At 70.2% G+C, this 16272-nt stretch carries 12 protein-coding genes; 4 read left to right on the forward strand and 8 right to left on the reverse strand.

The annotated features are described in order from the left end of the window. Nucleotides 1-149: 149 nt before the first annotated feature. The gene (locus KBX21_RS09885) at nucleotides 150-2366 is read left to right on the forward strand and encodes an MMPL family transporter (RefSeq protein ID WP_210841700.1); all 2217 of its coding nucleotides are present in this window, start codon (nucleotides 150-152) and stop codon (nucleotides 2364-2366) included. 171 nt (nucleotides 2367-2537) lie between these two features. After that, complete coding sequence (locus tag KBX21_RS09890; protein WP_210841701.1) at nucleotides 2538-4724, forward strand: MMPL family transporter; 2187 nt, start codon at nucleotides 2538-2540, stop codon at nucleotides 4722-4724. On the opposite strand, the gene KBX21_RS09895 is transcribed toward KBX21_RS09890, so the two are convergent. The 4 genes from KBX21_RS09895 to KBX21_RS09910 all read right to left on the reverse strand — a co-directional run bounded on the left by KBX21_RS09895 (nucleotide 4725) and on the right by KBX21_RS09910 (nucleotide 8888). Beyond that, nucleotides 4725-5186 (reverse strand): MarR family winged helix-turn-helix transcriptional regulator, encoded by a 462-nt coding sequence (locus KBX21_RS09895; protein ID WP_210841702.1) that lies wholly within the window; start codon nucleotides 5184-5186, stop codon nucleotides 4725-4727. Nucleotides 5187-5241: 55 nt separating this feature from the next. After that, nucleotides 5242-5484, reverse strand: a complete 243-nt coding sequence (locus KBX21_RS09900) for a hypothetical protein (protein ID WP_210841703.1) — start codon at nucleotides 5482-5484, stop codon at nucleotides 5242-5244. 138 nt (nucleotides 5485-5622) lie between these two features. Next, the gene (locus tag KBX21_RS09905; protein WP_049566226.1) at nucleotides 5623-7716 is read right to left on the reverse strand and encodes a 3-hydroxyacyl-CoA dehydrogenase NAD-binding domain-containing protein; all 2094 of its coding nucleotides are present in this window, start codon (nucleotides 7714-7716) and stop codon (nucleotides 5623-5625) included. Further along, nucleotides 7713-8888 carry an acetyl-CoA C-acyltransferase gene (locus KBX21_RS09910; RefSeq protein WP_199776448.1) on the reverse strand — a complete coding sequence of 392 codons (1176 nt, stop codon included), beginning with the start codon at nucleotides 8886-8888 and terminating at the stop codon, nucleotides 7713-7715. The genes KBX21_RS09905 and KBX21_RS09910 overlap by 4 nt, the downstream gene beginning before the upstream one ends. Before the next feature lie 216 nt (nucleotides 8889-9104). Between KBX21_RS09910 and KBX21_RS09915 the strand changes: the two genes are divergently transcribed. Beyond that, nucleotides 9105-10937 (forward strand): ABC transporter ATP-binding protein, encoded by a 1833-nt coding sequence (locus KBX21_RS09915; RefSeq protein WP_210841704.1) that lies wholly within the window; start codon nucleotides 9105-9107, stop codon nucleotides 10935-10937. Between the two features lie 25 nt (nucleotides 10938-10962). On the opposite strand, the gene KBX21_RS09920 is transcribed toward KBX21_RS09915, so the two are convergent. The 4 genes from KBX21_RS09920 to KBX21_RS09935 form a co-directional block, all read right to left on the reverse strand. Next, entirely contained in the window at nucleotides 10963-11466 is a 504-nt protein-coding gene (locus tag KBX21_RS09920; protein ID WP_049566235.1) for an FBP domain-containing protein, read from the reverse strand. Between the two features lie 182 nt (nucleotides 11467-11648). Then, a complete protein-coding gene (locus KBX21_RS09925) occupies nucleotides 11649-12635 on the reverse strand; it encodes a tetratricopeptide repeat protein (protein WP_049566239.1) in 987 nt (328 codons plus the stop codon). Between the two features lie 209 nt (nucleotides 12636-12844). Further along, nucleotides 12845-14092, reverse strand: coding sequence for an HRDC domain-containing protein (locus KBX21_RS09930; protein ID WP_210841715.1), 1248 nt, complete (start codon nucleotides 14090-14092; stop codon nucleotides 12845-12847). Nucleotides 14093-14219: 127 nt separating this feature from the next. Beyond that, the gene (locus tag KBX21_RS09935; protein ID WP_026129726.1) at nucleotides 14220-14795 is read right to left on the reverse strand and encodes a DUF3000 domain-containing protein; all 576 of its coding nucleotides are present in this window, start codon (nucleotides 14793-14795) and stop codon (nucleotides 14220-14222) included. Nucleotides 14796-15147: 352 nt separating this feature from the next. Here KBX21_RS09935 and hemE point away from each other — a divergent pair, with 352 nt between their 5' ends. Next, nucleotides 15148-16116 (forward strand): uroporphyrinogen decarboxylase, encoded by a 969-nt coding sequence (hemE, locus tag KBX21_RS09940; RefSeq protein ID WP_234003816.1) that lies wholly within the window; start codon nucleotides 15148-15150, stop codon nucleotides 16114-16116. Nucleotides 16117-16272: the final 156 nt, after the last annotated feature.

Below are 16272 nucleotides of genomic sequence, written 5' to 3' on the forward strand. Positions count from 1 at the left end.
TGCTGCGGTACACCCCGTCTCACGCGCCAGGGTCGAGGCGCTCTCGTTCTCTAGGCGATATTGACATCGTAATGCCTGCACGCTTTAGTGAACACCGTTAGCAAACAGTGTTCACGAACATGACGAGCGTTCGCTTGAAAGGGCGGCCCATGCCGACACACACGGGGATCTTCGGCCGACTGGGGCTCGGCGCCCACCGGGGCCGATGGTGGATTCTGGCGCTCACGGGGCTCTTCGCGGCCTTCTCCGTGGTGTGGGGGCTCGGCGTCTTCTCGGACGTCAGCCAGAGCGGGTTCGAGGACCCCGACTCGGAGTCCTCACGGGCCATGGACGTGCTCCAGGAGGAGCTCGGGCACGACGACATCGACGTCATCGCGGTCTACCGCAGTGACGAGATGACGGTGGACAACCCGACCTTCGCCAAGGCCGTCCAGCGCATCGCCGACGACCTGCCCGAGGACGTCGTCACCGGGTACGACCTGTACCTGGACGAGGAGCTGTCGGAGGTCGAGCGCGGCATGCTCGTGTCCGAGGACATGCACTCGACCTACGTGCCGGTCACCCTCGCGGGCCAGACGCACGACGAACGTCTGCACCAGTTCGAGGCTGCGGCGCGCGCCCTGGAGTCCGGGCCGCTGGAGACCCACCTGGGCGGCCCGATCGCCGTCGAGCACGAACTCTCCGAAACAGCGGAGAGCGACATCATCCGCGCCGAGCTCATCACCCTTCCGGTCCTGCTCCTGCTGCTGGTCCTGATCTTCGGCGGTCTGGTCGCCGGGTTGGTGCCGCTCGCGGTCGGAGGCCTGGCGATCCTCGGTTCCCTCACCGTGCTGCGCGCCCTGACCTCGGTGACCGAGGTGTCGGTCTTCGCCATCAACGTCGCCACCTTGCTGGGCCTGGGGCTGGCGATCGACTACGGGCTGTTCATGGTCAGCCGTTTCCGCGAGGAGCTGGGCCGGGGACGCACCGTCCCGGACGCGGTGCGCCGCACTGTCGACACGGCCGGTAGGACGGTCGCCTTCTCCGGTGTGACGGTGGGCATCGCCTTCGCTGGCCTGTTGTTCTTCCCGCAGCCCATCCTCAAGTCCATCGGCTTCGGCGGCATCGCCGTGGTGGCCTTCGACCTGATCGCCGCCCTGGTGTTCCTGCCCGCCCTGCTGGCGGTGGTCGGCCGCCGGATCGACCGGCTCAGACTGCCCCTGCCGCGTCGGACCGTGACCGGCGTGATCGACGAGAACGCGGGGGCCTGGGCCAGGTTCGCCCGCACCGTGATGCGCGGACCCGCAGTCTCCCTGGTCGCGGTCGGCTGTGTCCTGGTGGCCTTCAGCTCCGGCCTGGCCTCCACCCAGTTCGGCTCCACCGACCAGCGCTACCTTCCGGTCGACGCCTCCAGTCGGATCGGCACCGAGTCGATGGCGGAGGACTTCCCCGCCGGGCAGGTCGGCAGGCTGCACGTGGCGGTGCGCGGTGACAGCGACGAGGCGCAGCTTGACGAGTACGTGGAGCGCCTCGACGCCCTGCCCGGCGCGGTCCGCACGAGTGTCGCCCGGACGACGGAGGGCGTCGCGCACGTGGAGGTCGCCTACCAGGGCGCCACGGACGACCCCGAGGTGCAGCAGCTGGTGCGCGACGTGCGCGCCGACCCCGGGCCCGAGGGGGCCGAGGAGACCCTCGTGGGTGGCGTGGCCGCCATGCAGCTGGACAACCTGGACGCGATTGTGCAGGAGGCTCCGAAGACGGTCGCGTTCATCATCGGTTCCACGCTGGTCCTGCTCTTCCTCGCCTTCGGTTCCGTGGTGCTGCCGGTCAAGGCGGTCCTCATGGGGGCGTTGTCGCTGGGTGCCTCGCTGGGCGTGGTGATCTGGGGTTTCCAGGAGGGGCTCTTCGCTGGGCTGCTCGGCTTCGACACGGTGGGCACCATCGACCCCACGTACCTGGTGCTCATCACGATCGTCTCCTTCGGGTTGGCGATGGACTACGAGCTGTTCCTGCTGAGCCGGGTGCGGGAGGAGTACCTGCGCAGCGGGGACAACACCCGATCGGTGGCCCTGGGCCTCCAGCGCACCGGCCGGATCATCACCAGCGCCGCCCTGTTGCTGGGTGTGGTGCTCGTGGCGATGGGTACCTCCGGTCTCCTCTTCCTGAAGATCATCGGTATCGGGCTCGCGCTCGCCGTGCTGGTGGACGCCACGCTGGTCCGGGCGGTCATGGTGCCCGCCACCATGCGTCTGCTCGGCGACTGGAACTGGTGGCTGCCGCGTCCGCTGCGGTGGTTGCACGACAGGATCGGCATCTCCGAGGGCGGTGACGACGAGGAGGCGACCGCTCCCGTCGAACAGCGGGAGAAGGTGACCGTGGGCGTCTGACCAGCCCCGATCGCATCCCCAGGACCCCGTCCGGCCCCGTGCCGGGCGGGGTCCTCGTGTTGCCGGGGGAGCGCTTCCCATAATCATAGTTAGTACATACGATATGTTCGCTTTATCAATCAGGGATCGGTGCACCTGACCCGGCGCCACACGCACTCTCCAGGAGAAGTCATGGCCGCCCCACCCGTCACCACCCCCGCCCGACCATCACCGCTTGCCAGGCTCGGGCGCACGGTCGCCCGACACTCCGGTCGCGTCCTGCTGCTGGCCACGGCCGTCGCTCTCGCCGCTCTCTTCCTGGCCGCGGGAGTCCTCGACCGCCTCCAACTCAGCCGCTTCGAGAGCCCCGGCTCCGAGTCCCACCAGGTCGAACAGTCCCTGGAGGAGGGCTTCGGCACCGGCAAGCACCACTTCCTGCTGTTGGTCACCGCCCAACGGGGCACCGTCGACTCTCCGGAGGTCGTGGAGGCCGCCACCGGACTCGAACGGGAACTGGCCGCCCGTGACGGTGTCGTCGAGACCGCCTCCTACTGGTCGCGCGACGGTTCACCCGCGATGCGCTCCGACGACGCCACCCAGGCACTGGTCACCGTGCGAATGTCGGGGTCGGTCACCGAGGCCCGCACCGCACTCGCCGACATCTCACCCGACTTCACCCGCAACGACGACGCGATCCGCGTGGAGGTCGGGGGAGGCGACGAGATCTTCCGCCAGGCGGCGGCCCAGGCCCAGAGCGACTTCGTGCGCGCCGAGATCATCATCCTGCCGCTGGTCTTCGCCCTGCTCCTGCTGCTCTACCGCAGGGTCTCCGTGGCCGCGCTCACCCTGGCCATGGGGGTGTACTCGGTGGTCACCACCCTCGCCCTGCTGCGCGGGGTGGCCGCACTCACCGAGGTGTCGACCTTCGCCGCCAACCTCACTCTGGTCATGGGGATCGGGCTCGGAGTCGACTACGGCCTGTTCGTGATCACCCGGTTCCGAGAGGAGCTCGCCCGGGGCCACGGAGTCACCGAGGCCGTGGAGCTGGCCGTGGCCCGAGCCGGGCGCACCGTGGTGTTCAGCGGCCTCACCGTGGCGATCGCGCTGTCCTGCCTGATGCTCTTCCCCTTCCCCTTCCTCCAGTCGTTCGCCTACGCCGGAGTGGGCGTGGTCCTGACCTCCGCGGTCGCCGCCCTGGTGGTTCTGCCCGCCGCGCTCGCGAGGGTGGGGCACCGGGTCCGGCCCCGCAGCGAGCCGCGCGCCGACCGGGGTTGGTGGCACGCCACCGCGCTGCGGATGACGCGCCGCCCCCTGCTCTACGGTGTGCCCGCCCTCGGCCTGGTCCTGCTGCTGGCACTGCCCGCGCTCGGTATCAACTTCGGCCTGCCCGACGCGCGCGTCCTGCCCGAGGGCCACTCCAGCCGCGACGTCCAGGAGCAGATCGAGGCGGGCTTCTCCCAGGAGGAGATGGACGCCGTGCACGTTCTGGTCGACTCCACGGACACCGCGACGGAGGAGGTCGACGCCTACGCCGCCGCCCTGTCCCGGGTGTCCGGGGTGGCCCAGGTCGACGCCCGCACCGGCACCTACCAGGACGGGCGGCTCACGATCACACCCGGGGACGCCACCGAACGCTTCGGCTCGGAGGGGGCGACGTGGTTCTCGGTGGTGCCCGCCTCAACGGCGCTGGAGGACGCCTCCGGGTTCATCGACCTCCTCCGTGACGTGCCCGCCCCGGCCGACACCGCGATCGGCGGTTACCCGGCCGACCTCACCGACTTCGGCGACGCCCTCCTGGAACGGGTGCCGCTCGTGGTGGGGATGATCCTGGCGGTCACCTTCGTACTGCTGTTCCTGATGACCGGGAGTCTGCTCCTGCCGCTGAAGGCGATCCTGCTCAACGTGCTCAGCCTGGCGGTGATGTTCGGTGTGATCGTCTGGGTGTTCCAGGAGGGCCACCTGTCCGGTGTCCTGGGGTTCACCGCCAACGGAACCCTGGAGGTGACCTTCCCGATCCTGATGTTCTGCGTGGCCTTCGGGCTGTCCATGGACTACGAGGTGTTCATGCTGGCCAGGATCAAGGAGGAGTACGACCTGACCGGCGACACGACGTCCGCTGTGGCGGCCGGGCTCCAGCGCAGCGGCCCGCTGGTGACCGCCGCTGCCGTGGTGCTGGCCGCCTCCTTCGCGGTCTACGCGACCTCCAGCGTCCTCTACCTGATCATGCTCGCGGTGGGGATGGCGGCGGTGATCCTGGTCGACGCCACCCTGATCCGGGGCGTGCTGGTCCCGGTCACCATGCGCCTGGCCGGTCGGGCCAACTGGTGGGCTCCCGCGCCCCTGCGCCGCGTGCACGCCAGGCTGGGCCTGAGCCACTGACTACTCGGTCTTGGTGACCCGGGGGTGCGCCGCCACGAGACGGCCGGACAGCTCGTGCAGGGCGGCGCGCTCGTCCTCGTTCAGTTCGGCGAAGAACGCGCCCTCCAACCGCTCGGCCTCCGCGCGGGCCCGCTCCAGTACCTCCAGGGCCCGTGCGGTGGGGGTCACGATGTAGCGCCTGCGGTCCCGGGGGTTGCGCACGCGTTCGGCCAGCCCCTGCCGTTCCAGATCGTCGACGACCCCGACCATGACGTTGGGGTCGATGCCCAGGGCGCGGCTCAGCTCCTGCTGCGAGGGGTCGGCCATGGACGCCGTCGCCGCGAGCACGTGGAACTGGCGTGGGCTGACCTCCAGTTCCTCGAAGGCCGACGCGGTGGTCGCCTGGAGGAGCTCGCCGAGCTTGATCAGTCGGAACCCGGTCAGTCGCCACAGGGGGGAGACCCACCCACTCGCCTCGTTCATGGCAGCATTCTACTTTCGGCCGACCGCTCGTCCCGGGCGGTCGGCCGAATCCGCCTCAGTCCCGCAAGACCTCGTCGACGGAGTCGACGCTCAGGGCCCGGTCGAACCAGACGTCGAGTTGTCCGAGGTCGCGGCAGGCCGCGATCCGTTCCCGCGCCGCGTCGTCGGGGGACTTCCCCCGGGCCTCGAGCACTCGCAGGACGGACTCGCTCTTTGCTTCGGCCAGCCCTTCGGCCCTTCCCTCGGCCCTGAGGCTCTCGGTCCAGGCCCTTGTGTACTCGTAGGTGTCCGTCACCATGAGCTCCTCCAAGGCCCGCTGGCCGTTGCTGCCGGTTGCTTGGAAGCATGGTCTCGCGGACCGACCGGGTCGTCCCCTGTGACACGAAAAGGACCCGGCCCCCTGGTGGGGGGACCGGGCCCTTGGCGACCGGAGAGCCTAGAAGGCCTTCGGGGCGCCCTCGTGGAACGGCTTGCCGTTCACCTCGGTGGACACACCGACCTTGTCCAGGTACGGGGTGATGCCGCCGGTGTGGAAGGGCCAGCCCGCGCCCGTGATCAGGCACAGGTCGATGTCGGCGGCCTCGGCCACGACACCCTCGTCCAGCATGATCTGGATCTCCTTGGCCATGGCGCGCAGGGCCCGGTCCAGGATCTCCTTCTCCTCGGAGGGGGAGTCCCCGCCCTTGAGGAGTTCCTTCACCTCGGGGTCGATGGTCAGGTCCGGTGCGAAGATCTCCGTCCTGCCCGCCTTGACCACGGCCTCCAGCTGCGGCGAGACCGCGAAGCGCTCCGGGAACGCCCCGTGCAGGGTCTCGGCCACGTGCAGACCGACCGCCGGGCCGACCAGCTGGAGCAGCATGAGCGGCGACATCGGCAGACCCAGCGGCGCGACCGCGCGGTCGGCCACCTCGGGCTCGGTGCCCTCGCCCACCGCGGCCAGGACCTCACCCATGAACAGGGTGAGCAGGCGGTTGACGACGAACGCCGGGGCGTCCTTGCACAGGACCGAGGTCTTCTTCAGCTTCTTGGCCGTGGCGAACGCCGTGGCCAGCGAGGCGTCGTCGGTACGGTCGCCGCGCACGATCTCCAGCAGCGGCAGGACGGCGACGGGGTTGAAGAAGTGGAAGCCCACGACCCGCTCGGGGTGCTGGAGCTTCGACGCCATCTCGGTGATGGACAGCGAGGAGGTGTTGGTCGCGAGGATCGCCTCGGGGGAGACCACGGCCTCCACCTCGGCGAACACCTGCTGCTTGACCTCCATCTTCTCGAAGACGGCCTCGATGACGAAGTCGGCGTCCGAGAAGGCGTCCTTGGTGAGCGAACCGGAGACCAGGGCCTTGAGGTGGTTGGCCTTGTCCTGGTTGACGCGCCCCTTCTTGAGGAGCTTGTCGACCTCGCCGTGGACGTAGTCCACGCCCTTGTTGAGGCGGTCCTGGTCCAGGTCGGTCATGACGACCGGCACGTCCAGGCGGCGCGCGAACAGCAGGGCCAGCTGCCCTGCCATCAGGCCGGCACCGACGACGCCGACCTTGGTGACCTTGCGGGCCAGCGACTTGTCCGGCGCCCCGGCGGGACGCTTGGCGCGCTTCTGCACGAGGTCGAAGGCGTACAGGCCGGCCTTGAGCTCGTCGCTCATGATCAGGTCGGCGAGCGCCTGGTCCTCGGCGTCGAAGCCCTCGTCGCGGGTGGCGGTCTTGGCGGCGGCGACCAGCTCGACGGCGCGGGCCGGGGCCGGGGCGGCGCCGTGCAACTTGCCCTCGACCACGAAACGGGCCATGTTGACCGCGTTGTCCCAGGCCTCGCCCTTGTCGACCTCGGGACGCTCGACCGTGAGGTCACCCTTGACGACCTTCGCGGCCCAGCGCAGGGACTCCTCGACGAAGTCGGCGGGCTCGAAGATCGCGTCGGCGATCCCCATCTCGAAGACCTGCTTGCCCTTGATCATCCTGTTCTGGGCGAGCGGGTTGTCAACGATCAGCTTCAGGGCCTTCTCGGCGCCGATCAGGTTGGGCAGCAGGTAGGTGCCGCCCCAACCGGGGACCAGGCCGAGGAAGGCCTCGGGGAGCGCGAAGGCCGGGACGCCGGAGGACACGGTGCGGTACGAGCAGTGCAGCGCCACCTCGACGCCGCCGCCCATGGCCGCGCCGTTGACCAGAGCGAAGGTGGGCACGTCCAGCTCACCGAGCTTGCGGAACACGTCGTGTCCCAGCTTGCCGATGGCCTCGGCCTGCTCGCGGTTCTGGAGCGCGGGGACACCGGTGAGGTCGGCGCCGACCGCGAAGATGAACGGCTTGCCGGTGACGGCCACGGCCACGATGTCCGTGCGCGTCCTGGCCGCCTCGATCGCCGCGTCCAGGCTCAGCAGACCGCCGGGGCCGAAGGTGTTCGGCTTGGTGTGGTCGTGCCCGTTGTCCAGGGTGATCAGGACAGCGGTGCCCGCGCCGTAGGGGAGCTCGACATCGCGGGAGATCGCGTTGGTGACGACCTCGTCCTTGAAAAGCTCGCGGGCTTCTTCGATGGCGGTGCTCACTTGCCCCCCTCGTAGTTGGTGTTCTCCCACAGGATGGTCCCGCCCATGCCCAGGCCCACGCACATGGTGGTGATGCCGTAGCGGACGTCGGGGCGCTCGGCGAACTGGCGCGCGAGCTGCATCATCAGACGGCCGCCGGAGGAGGCCAGCGGGTGGCCGACGGCGATGGCGCCGCCCCACGGGTTGACGCGGGCGTCGTCGTCGGCGATACCGAAGTGCTCGAGGAAGGCGAGCACCTGGACGGCGAAGGCCTCGTTGATCTCGATCAGGCCGACGTCGTCGATCGTGATGCCCTGGCGGGCGAACAGCTTCTCGGTGGCCGGGACCGGTCCGACACCCATGACCTCGGGCTCGACGCCCGTGAAGGAGAAGTCGACCAGACGCATCCTGGCTTCCAGGCCCAGCTCCTCGGCAACCTCCTCGGCCATGAGCAGCGTGCCGGTGGCGCCGTCGTTGAGACCGGCCGCGTTGCCGGGCGTCACGTTGCCGTGCGCGCGGAACGGGGTCTTGAGGCCCGCGAGCGACTCCATGGTGGTGCCGGGACGCGGCGGCTCGTCCTGGGTGGCCAGTCCGAAGCCCTTCTCCGCCGAGCGGACCAGGGTCTCGACCAGGTCGGGCTGGATCTTGCCGTCGGCGTAGGCCTTGGCGACCTTCTCCTGGCTGCGCACCGCGTAGGCGTCGGCGCGCTCCTTGGTGATGGTCGGGAACCGGTCGTGCAGGTTCTCGGCGGTGTTGCCCATGACCAGCGCGGACGGGTCGACCAGCTTCTCGGAGATGATGCGGGGGTTGGGGTCGACGCCCTCGCCCATGGGGTGGCGGCCCATGTGCTCGACGCCACCGGCGATCACGACGTCGTAGGCACCGAAGGAGATGCCCGCGCCCGCCGTGGTCGCGGCGGTGAGGGCGCCGGCGCACATGCGGTCGATGGAGTAACCGGGGACGCTGCGCGGCAGCCCGGCGAGGATCGCGGCGGTGCGCCCGAGGGTCAGGCCCTGGTCGCCGATCTGGGTGGTGGCGGCGATGGCGACCTCGTCGACGCGCTCCGGGGGCAGGCCCGGGTTGCGGCGCATCAGTTCGCGGATGACGCGGACGATCAGGTCGTCGGCGCGCGTCTCGGCGTAGAGGCCCTTGCCTGACTTGCCGAACGGGGTGCGGACCCCATCGACAAACACGACATCGCGGGCAGTTCGCGACACGATGGCCCCTCCTTCTCCAAGCGTTGGGTGGACTGTATGAGCCCATGCTACTCGTCGGTAACAAATAGTGCGAGCGGCGGGGCCGATCACTTCCGAAGTAGGACGATCGCCCTACCTTCGGCGCTTGTGGGCGCACACGCGATGACGGTTACCTGTGAGTGGACACCTGACGGGGACGACACGGGGACGACGATGCCACGACCTGACACCGAACACCAGGAACTGCTCAGACGGGCGCCCAGGGCACCCCTGCGGCGACTGTGGGAGTACGCCCGGCCCCACTGGCGGATGCTCCTCGTCGGCGGTGCCCTGACGTTCCTCGGCGGCGTCACCGGGCTGGTCCAGCCGCTCATGGCCAAGTACGTGATCGACGCCCTGGGCGGCGGCGCGCCCATCTCCGGGCCGATCCTCGCCCTGCTGGCCGTGGTGCTCATCGGAGCCGTCATCGGTGCCCTGGGCTCCTTCGTCCTCGAACGCACCGGTCAGAGCGTGGTGCTCGGCGTGCGGCGCACCCTCGTGGGCCGTCTCGTCCGGCTGCGCGTGGGAGAACTCGACCGGCTCAAGCCGGGTGACCTGGTCTCGCGGCTCACCGCCGACACCACCCTGCTCCGCTCGGTCGCCACCAGCGGCATCACCAACCTCTTCACCAGCTCGGTCCTGCTGGTCGGCGGCATCGTCGTCATGGGGGTGCTCAGCCCGACGCTGCTTCTGATCACCCTGGGCATGATCCTGGCGGTCGGACTCCTCATGGGGGTCGTCCTGCCCAGGATCGGCCGCGCCACCCAGGCAGCCCAGGCCTCGCTCGGGGTGATGGGATCACTCCTGGAACGGATCTTCGGCGCCTTCCGCACCGTCAAGGCATCCTCCGCCGAACGCGCCGAGATCGCCGACCTCGACGAGGCCGCCGTGGAGTCCTGGCGCAGGGGAGTCTCCGTGGCCGGATGGACCGCGCTGGCCGGCACGCTGTCCATGCTCGCGGTCAACACCAGCTTCCTCGTGGTGCTGGGCGTGGGCGGCGGCATGGTGGCAGCGGGGAGCATGAGCGTGTCCTCCCTCATCGCCTTCCTGCTGCTGCTCTTCTACCTCATGGAACCCATCAGCTCCCTGGTGCGGTCGGCCACCGAGCTCCAGACCGGACTGGCCGCCGTCCGCCGGATCGACGAGGTCGCCGACCTCGAACAGGAGGACCCAGGGGCCGCTCGCACCGAACCCGCCGCCGCACGCCCCGCCGAGGTCTGCCTCACCGACGTCACCTTCCGCTACCACCCCGAGCTGCCCCTGGTGCACCACGGTGTGAGCTTCGAGGCCTCGGGGCCGGGCCTGACCGCCCTGGTCGGCCCCTCGGGTTCGGGCAAGACCACCGTGTTCTCCCTGATCGAGCGCTTCTACGACGCCACCTCCGGCAGTGTGCGCCTGGACGGCACCGACGTCCGCGACTGGCCCCTCGAGGCTCTGCGCTCGCAGATCGGCTACGTCGAACAGGACGCGCCGGTCCTGGACGGAACCCTGCGCGCCAACCTCACCATGGCCGCCCCGCACGCCACCGAGGAGCAGCTCCGGAAGGTGATCCGCACCGCCCGCCTCACGGACCTGGTCGAACGCCTGCCCGACGGACTGGAGAGCCCGATCGGCCACCGGGGCGTGACCATCTCCGGCGGCGAACGCCAGCGCGTGGCGATCGCCCGTGCCCTGCTGCGCCGCCCCCGGCTGCTCCTCATGGACGAGGCCACCTCCCAGCTGGACGCCGCCAACGAGGGTGCCCTCAAGGCGGTGATGCTGGCGGCGGCACGCGACACCAACGTGATCGTCGTCGCGCACCGGTTGTCGACGGTCACCAGCGCGGAGCGGATCGTGGTCCTGGAGACGGGTCGGGTCCGCGCGGTGGGCACTCACGCCGAACTGGTCGAACGTGACGGCCTCTACCGGGACCTTGCCGCCGGGCAGCTCATCGCCCCGGAACCGGAGGAGGACGCGGCCCCGGCCGATTCCCCCTCTCCGTTGCCGCCCGCCCGCGAACTCACCTGATTACGGAGCCCGTGTCCCGGAGGACTCAGCCGAGGGTGAGGAAGGAGGAGGCGAAGCGGTCCACGTTGAGGTGCAGGCGCTGGATGCGCTCCTCACGGGTGATGGTCTCCGCTGGCTGGATCAGCGCGGACTCCCGCTTGCCCCGCACGTAGAGCGGGCAGGCGAGGTCCGCGCACATGTACAGGCCGACCGTGTCCCCCTGCCGACCGGCCTTGCCGGGTTTGGGCGCGCTGAACAGCCGAACCCCACCGGCGGGGTGGACCGTCACACAGAACGAGCAGGTCATCGACTTGAAGAAGTTGGCCTTGCGGTTCCCGGTCGGCAGTCGCAGGGCGATCCCAAGGGGTTCCTCGCCGGAGTCGACCACCAGGTAGGCCCGGCCCGGCGCCTTGGGGTCGGTCCAACCGAGGAAGTCCGTGTCCTCCCAGTCCAGGACCGGCAGGGTCGAGGGAAAGCTCAACCGCTTGGTCTCGCCCTTGGGGCAGTTGACGAACGAGGATCGAATCTCCTCGTGGCTCAGTTCGCGCATGGCTCTCTCCGGTGGGGCTGACGACGGACGGATCATGTCAGCGCAGGGCGGGTGGACGCGAATGGATTTCGCACGTGGCTGGCTCCTTCCCCCGCCCGCGGTGCGCACACCCGGGCACGGGAAGGGGCCGGGAACCCCCATGGAGTTCCCGGCCCCGGTGAGCGTCGGGTGTGTCGCCTGGGTCAGAGCAGCGCGTTGGCCTCGCGGTGGCGACCGGCGGCGTTGTAGGCACCCGCCAGGTCGCGGCGAAGTCTCATGGTCAACCGTCTGACCTCCGGGTCGCCCGAGGAGTTGAGCGCCACCCTGTAGGCCTCGCGCAGCACCTCGACCGCCTCGTCCGCCCGGCCCGCCTGCGTGTAGGCGCGGCCCAGCCGGTGGTGCACCGCGAGGGTGTCCAGGTGGCCCTTGCCCAGGCGACGGCGGCGCCCGGCCAGCACCATGCGCAGCTGCGAGACGGCCTCCTCGTACCGGCCGGCCATGCTCTGCGCCGCGCTCATGCCCAGCCGCAGCTCCTCACGACGTTCGGTGGAGGCGACGTCCTCGATGGCCCGCGCGTAGTGGGCCACCGCGGCGTCCACCCGGCCGCTGCGGCGGTAGCACACGGCCAGGCGCATACGCGCCTCCACCGTGTCCTCGTCGGCCGGGCCGAACTGGCTCTCCCGCTGGCCGAGCAGGATCTCCCACTGCGCGGCGGCGTCGGCGGGGCAGCCCACGTCCTCCAGCGCCCAGGCGAGGTTCTCCCGGATGATCTCGGTCCGGGGGTGCTCCTCGCCGTAGACGGCGACGGCCTCGCCCAGGGCCAGCTCGAACTGCTGCACGGCGGCCTGGCGCCGACCCATCTGGGCGTACTTGGTGGCCAGGTTGTTCCGGGCGGTGATGGTGTCCGGGTGCTCGGTGCCCAGACGCTCCACCAGGGACTGGAGGGTGCGCTCCAGCGAAGCCGCCCGCGTCCCGGCCGTGGGGGCCTTGGCCACCGTGCCGGACACGGCCGTCCGCTGGGGCAGCGGTCGCTGCCCGGCCACCCTGCCCGCCGAGGCCGGTACCTGCTGGGGTACGGCGGCGGGTTCCTCGAACTGATCGTCGGAAGCGGGCATGGCGGCCTCGGTCGACTCGACCTTGGCAGAACGCGTCAACCCCGCCTCGCGTAGCAGCGCACGCCAGAACGACAAGCAGACTCACCACATTTCCCTGATCACACGAGCCGAGAGCCTTGTGAGCCCACGATTCGGTACACACCCGTTGACGAAACGGCCCTGAGTTTTCAGAGCACGTTTCTATAACTTAATCGGACAGCGGGCTATGGAACAGGCGTGAACCACCCTCGTGTTGGGGTGAGTTCAGTCACGTCTGGGTTCAAAGCGGCTGAAGAGGGTACTGATCAGCCTTTTTCAGCACCCAGGAGCGCCGCGGCGAGGGGTCCCGCAGTGAGCCCGATCTGCCAGTTCCGGGCGCCGCGTGTGCGCAGGAACTCACCCACCGAGTCCGCGTCCACGGGCTCCGGCGGAGCCCACGCCAACCTTCGGACGGTGTCCGGCAGCAGAAGGTTCTCGGTGGGCATCACGACGTCCTCCGCGATCCCCGTCACGGTCGCCCGCGCCGCCTCCAGCCTGCGCGCCGCCTCGGGGGCGCGGTCGGCCCAGCGGTTCACCGGGGGCGGGCCGTCACCGGGCGCGTTGGGGCGCGGCAACTCCGCCTGGGGCATCTCCCGGGCCCGGTTCAACGCCTTCATCCACGTGGTCACGTACCGGCGGGCCAGCTTGATACCGAACTGGCGGATCTTCGTCAGGTCCGTCGCGGAGCGCGGCATCGCCGTGGCCGCCTCCACGATCGCCGCGTCCGGCAGCACCCGCCCCGGGGAGATGTCGCGCTCCTGCGCGATGCGGTCGCGTTCGTACCAGAGCTCGCGCACGGCGGCCAGGGCACGCTGATTGCGGACCTTGTGGATACCGGAGGTGCGTCGCCACGGATCGGCGCGAGGCTCCTTGGGGGGAGCGGCCAGCACGGAGTCGAACTCCTCGCGGGCCCACTCCAGCTTCCCGGTCTCCTCCAGCTCCGTCTCCAGGGAGTTCCGCAGCTCGATGAGGATCTCCACGTCCAGGGCCGCGTAGCGCAGCCAGTCCTCGGGCAGCGGGCGCTGTGACCAGTCCACCGCCGAGTGCTCCTTGGCCAGACGCACGTCGAGCAGACGCTCCACCATGAACCCGAGCCCGACCCGCTGGTAGCCCAGCAGCCGCCCGGCCAGCTCGGTGTCGAACAGCCGGTTCGGGCGCAGGTTGATCTCGGTCAGGCACGGCAGGTCCTGGTGCGCGGCGTGCAGCACCACCTCGGCGCCGTCGATCGCGGAGTTGAGCTCACTCAGGTCCGGGCAGGCGATCGGGTCGATCAGAGCCGACCCCGAGCCCTCCCGGCGCAGCTGCACCAGGTACGCGCGCTGCCCGTACCGGTACCCCGAGGCGCGCTCCGCGTCCACGGCGACGGGCCCCGAACCCGAGTTCAGAGCGGCTATGACTCCGGCCAGTGAGGCCGCGTCGGAGGTGACCTCGGGCAGGCCCTCGCGCGGCTCCCGCAGTAGGGGCGCCCTCTCCGCGTCGTCTTCGGGTTCGCGGGGGTCTGTCTTGGAGTTCAACGCGTTCGCCACACCACTACGGTATGCGCTGTCGCCACCGAACGCAGATACGGGCCCTTTCGGGATCGGCGGGCGATACCGGCCTCCCAGGTCCGGCGCCGGGGTCGGGGGCGCGTCCGAGGGGTGCTCAGGGGCGGGATCGCTGGCGTGCGATGTCGGTGACGTCCAGCGGCGGGAGCCCCGAAGCCGACGCCAGCAACGCCAGCCAGGCGTTCATGTGCCCGGACAGGTCCTCGGACTCGGGGGTCCACGAGGCGCGCATCTCGACCTCCGTGGTGGCTCCCTCGTGGGCCTTGGTGCCGAACCCCTCGGTGGTGGCCCGGGTCACCGTGCCACTCAGGGTGTGGTGGGTTGCGCCGTGGGCCTCCAGCGCGTCGGTGAGCCAGCTCCAGGCCACCGGGCCCAGCAGGGGGTCGGTCGCGATCTCCGACTCCAGCTCGGAGTTGGCCTGGCAGACCACCCGGAAGGGGCCGGGCCAGTCGCGGGTGCCCTCGGGGTCGTACAGGACGATCAGCCGTCCCCAGGCGATCTCCTCGCCCTGGACCGAGACCTCGGCGGACACGGCGGCGGAGTGCGGCGCCAGCCGCTGGGGCGAGGGGATCTCCCGAACGGCGATCTCGGGGCGGATGAGGGGAGAGCGCAGGGCCTCGACCGCTCGCCGGAACGTCTCTTGAGCGTTCTCGGCGCTACCGACATCGGGCATGGTGGAAACGTCAGCCTTCATTTGGTGGTGATCACGCGTCCTGGCGGGGGTCGTCGGGACGTGCCCCGCCGATGGTGTGATGGTGGGCACGAAGTCGACCGTGGCACGACAGACCCGCGCGGAGTCGCAGTTCCCCCGGCGTGTCGGTGTTTTGTGATGATCTTGGGACCGCCCGGAAGTCCGTCCGACCCGGTTCGCCCCCGCCCGGCCCGGATCGTTCCCCCGACGGTGACCACCGACTACGTCGATCCGAGTGAGACCACCGGGGCGGGCATGGCACGATTCAAGGGTGACGCTTCAAGAATCTCCCTTCCTTCGCGCCTGCCGGCGCCTCCCGGTGTCCCACACGCCGGTGTGGTTCATGCGCCAGGCAGGGCGCTCCCTGCCCGAGTACCGACGGGTCCGCGCCGACGTGCCGATGCTTGAGGCGTGTGCGCGGCCCGACCTGATCACCGAGATCACGATGCAGCCGGTCCGCCGCTACGACGTGGACGCCGCGATCTTCTTCAGCGACATCGTGGTTCCGCTCAAGGCCATCGGGATCGACCTGGACATCAAGCCGGGTGTGGGCCCGGTGGTCGACGAGCCGATCCGCGACGCCAGCGGGATCAAGCGCCTGCGCGAGCTCGAACCCGGTGACGTCCCATACGTCACCGAGGCGGTCGGCCAGCTCCTGGGTGAGCTCGGTGACAAGCCGCTCATCGGATTCGCGGGTGCGCCGTTCACCCTGGCCTCCTACCTCATCGAGGGCGGGCCGTCGAAGAACCACGAGCGCACCAAGGCGCTCATGTACGGCGAGCCCGAGCTGTGGGACGAGCTCATGCGGCGGCTGGCGACCATCACCCTGGCCTTCCTGCGGACCCAGATCGAGGCCGGGGCCAGCGCGGTCCAGCTCTTCGACTCCTGGGTGGGGGCGCTCAGCGCCGAGGACTACCGTGCCTCGGTGCTGCCCTACACCTCGTGGATCTTCGGTCAGCTGAGCGAGTACGAGGTGCCGCGCATCCACTTCGGCGTGGGCACCGGCGAGCTGCTGAGCCTGCTCAGCGAGGCCGGGGCCGACGTGGTGGGCGTGGACTGGCGGGTGCCCCTGGACAAGGCCGTCCAGCGGGTCCAGCCGGGCACGGCGCTCCAGGGCAACCTGGACCCGGCCACCCTGTTCGCTCCCTGGGAGGTCGTCGCGGACCGTACGCGCGACATCCTGGCGCGGGGCCGCGCCGCCGACGGCCACATCTTCAACCTCGGCCACGGCGTGCTGCCCAGCACGGACCCGAGCATGCTCGAACGCCTCACCGCCTTCGTGCACGAGGAGACCGCCAGCTAGTGCCCCGCTGTGCGAGACCGCGGAGCTCGCGTGCAGCGCACAGTAGGGGAGGCGGCCGCTCGCATCGGTGGCGGCTCGGCCGCTACCGGCGAGGCATCCAGAAAACACGCCGGGGCGCACCGCCACGCTCACACGCGCCGAGGCCCGGCCCCCGAG

The organism is Nocardiopsis sp. B62, assembly GCF_018070675.1.
GTDB classification, from domain to species: Bacteria; Actinomycetota; Actinomycetes; order Streptosporangiales; family Streptosporangiaceae; genus Nocardiopsis; species Nocardiopsis prasina.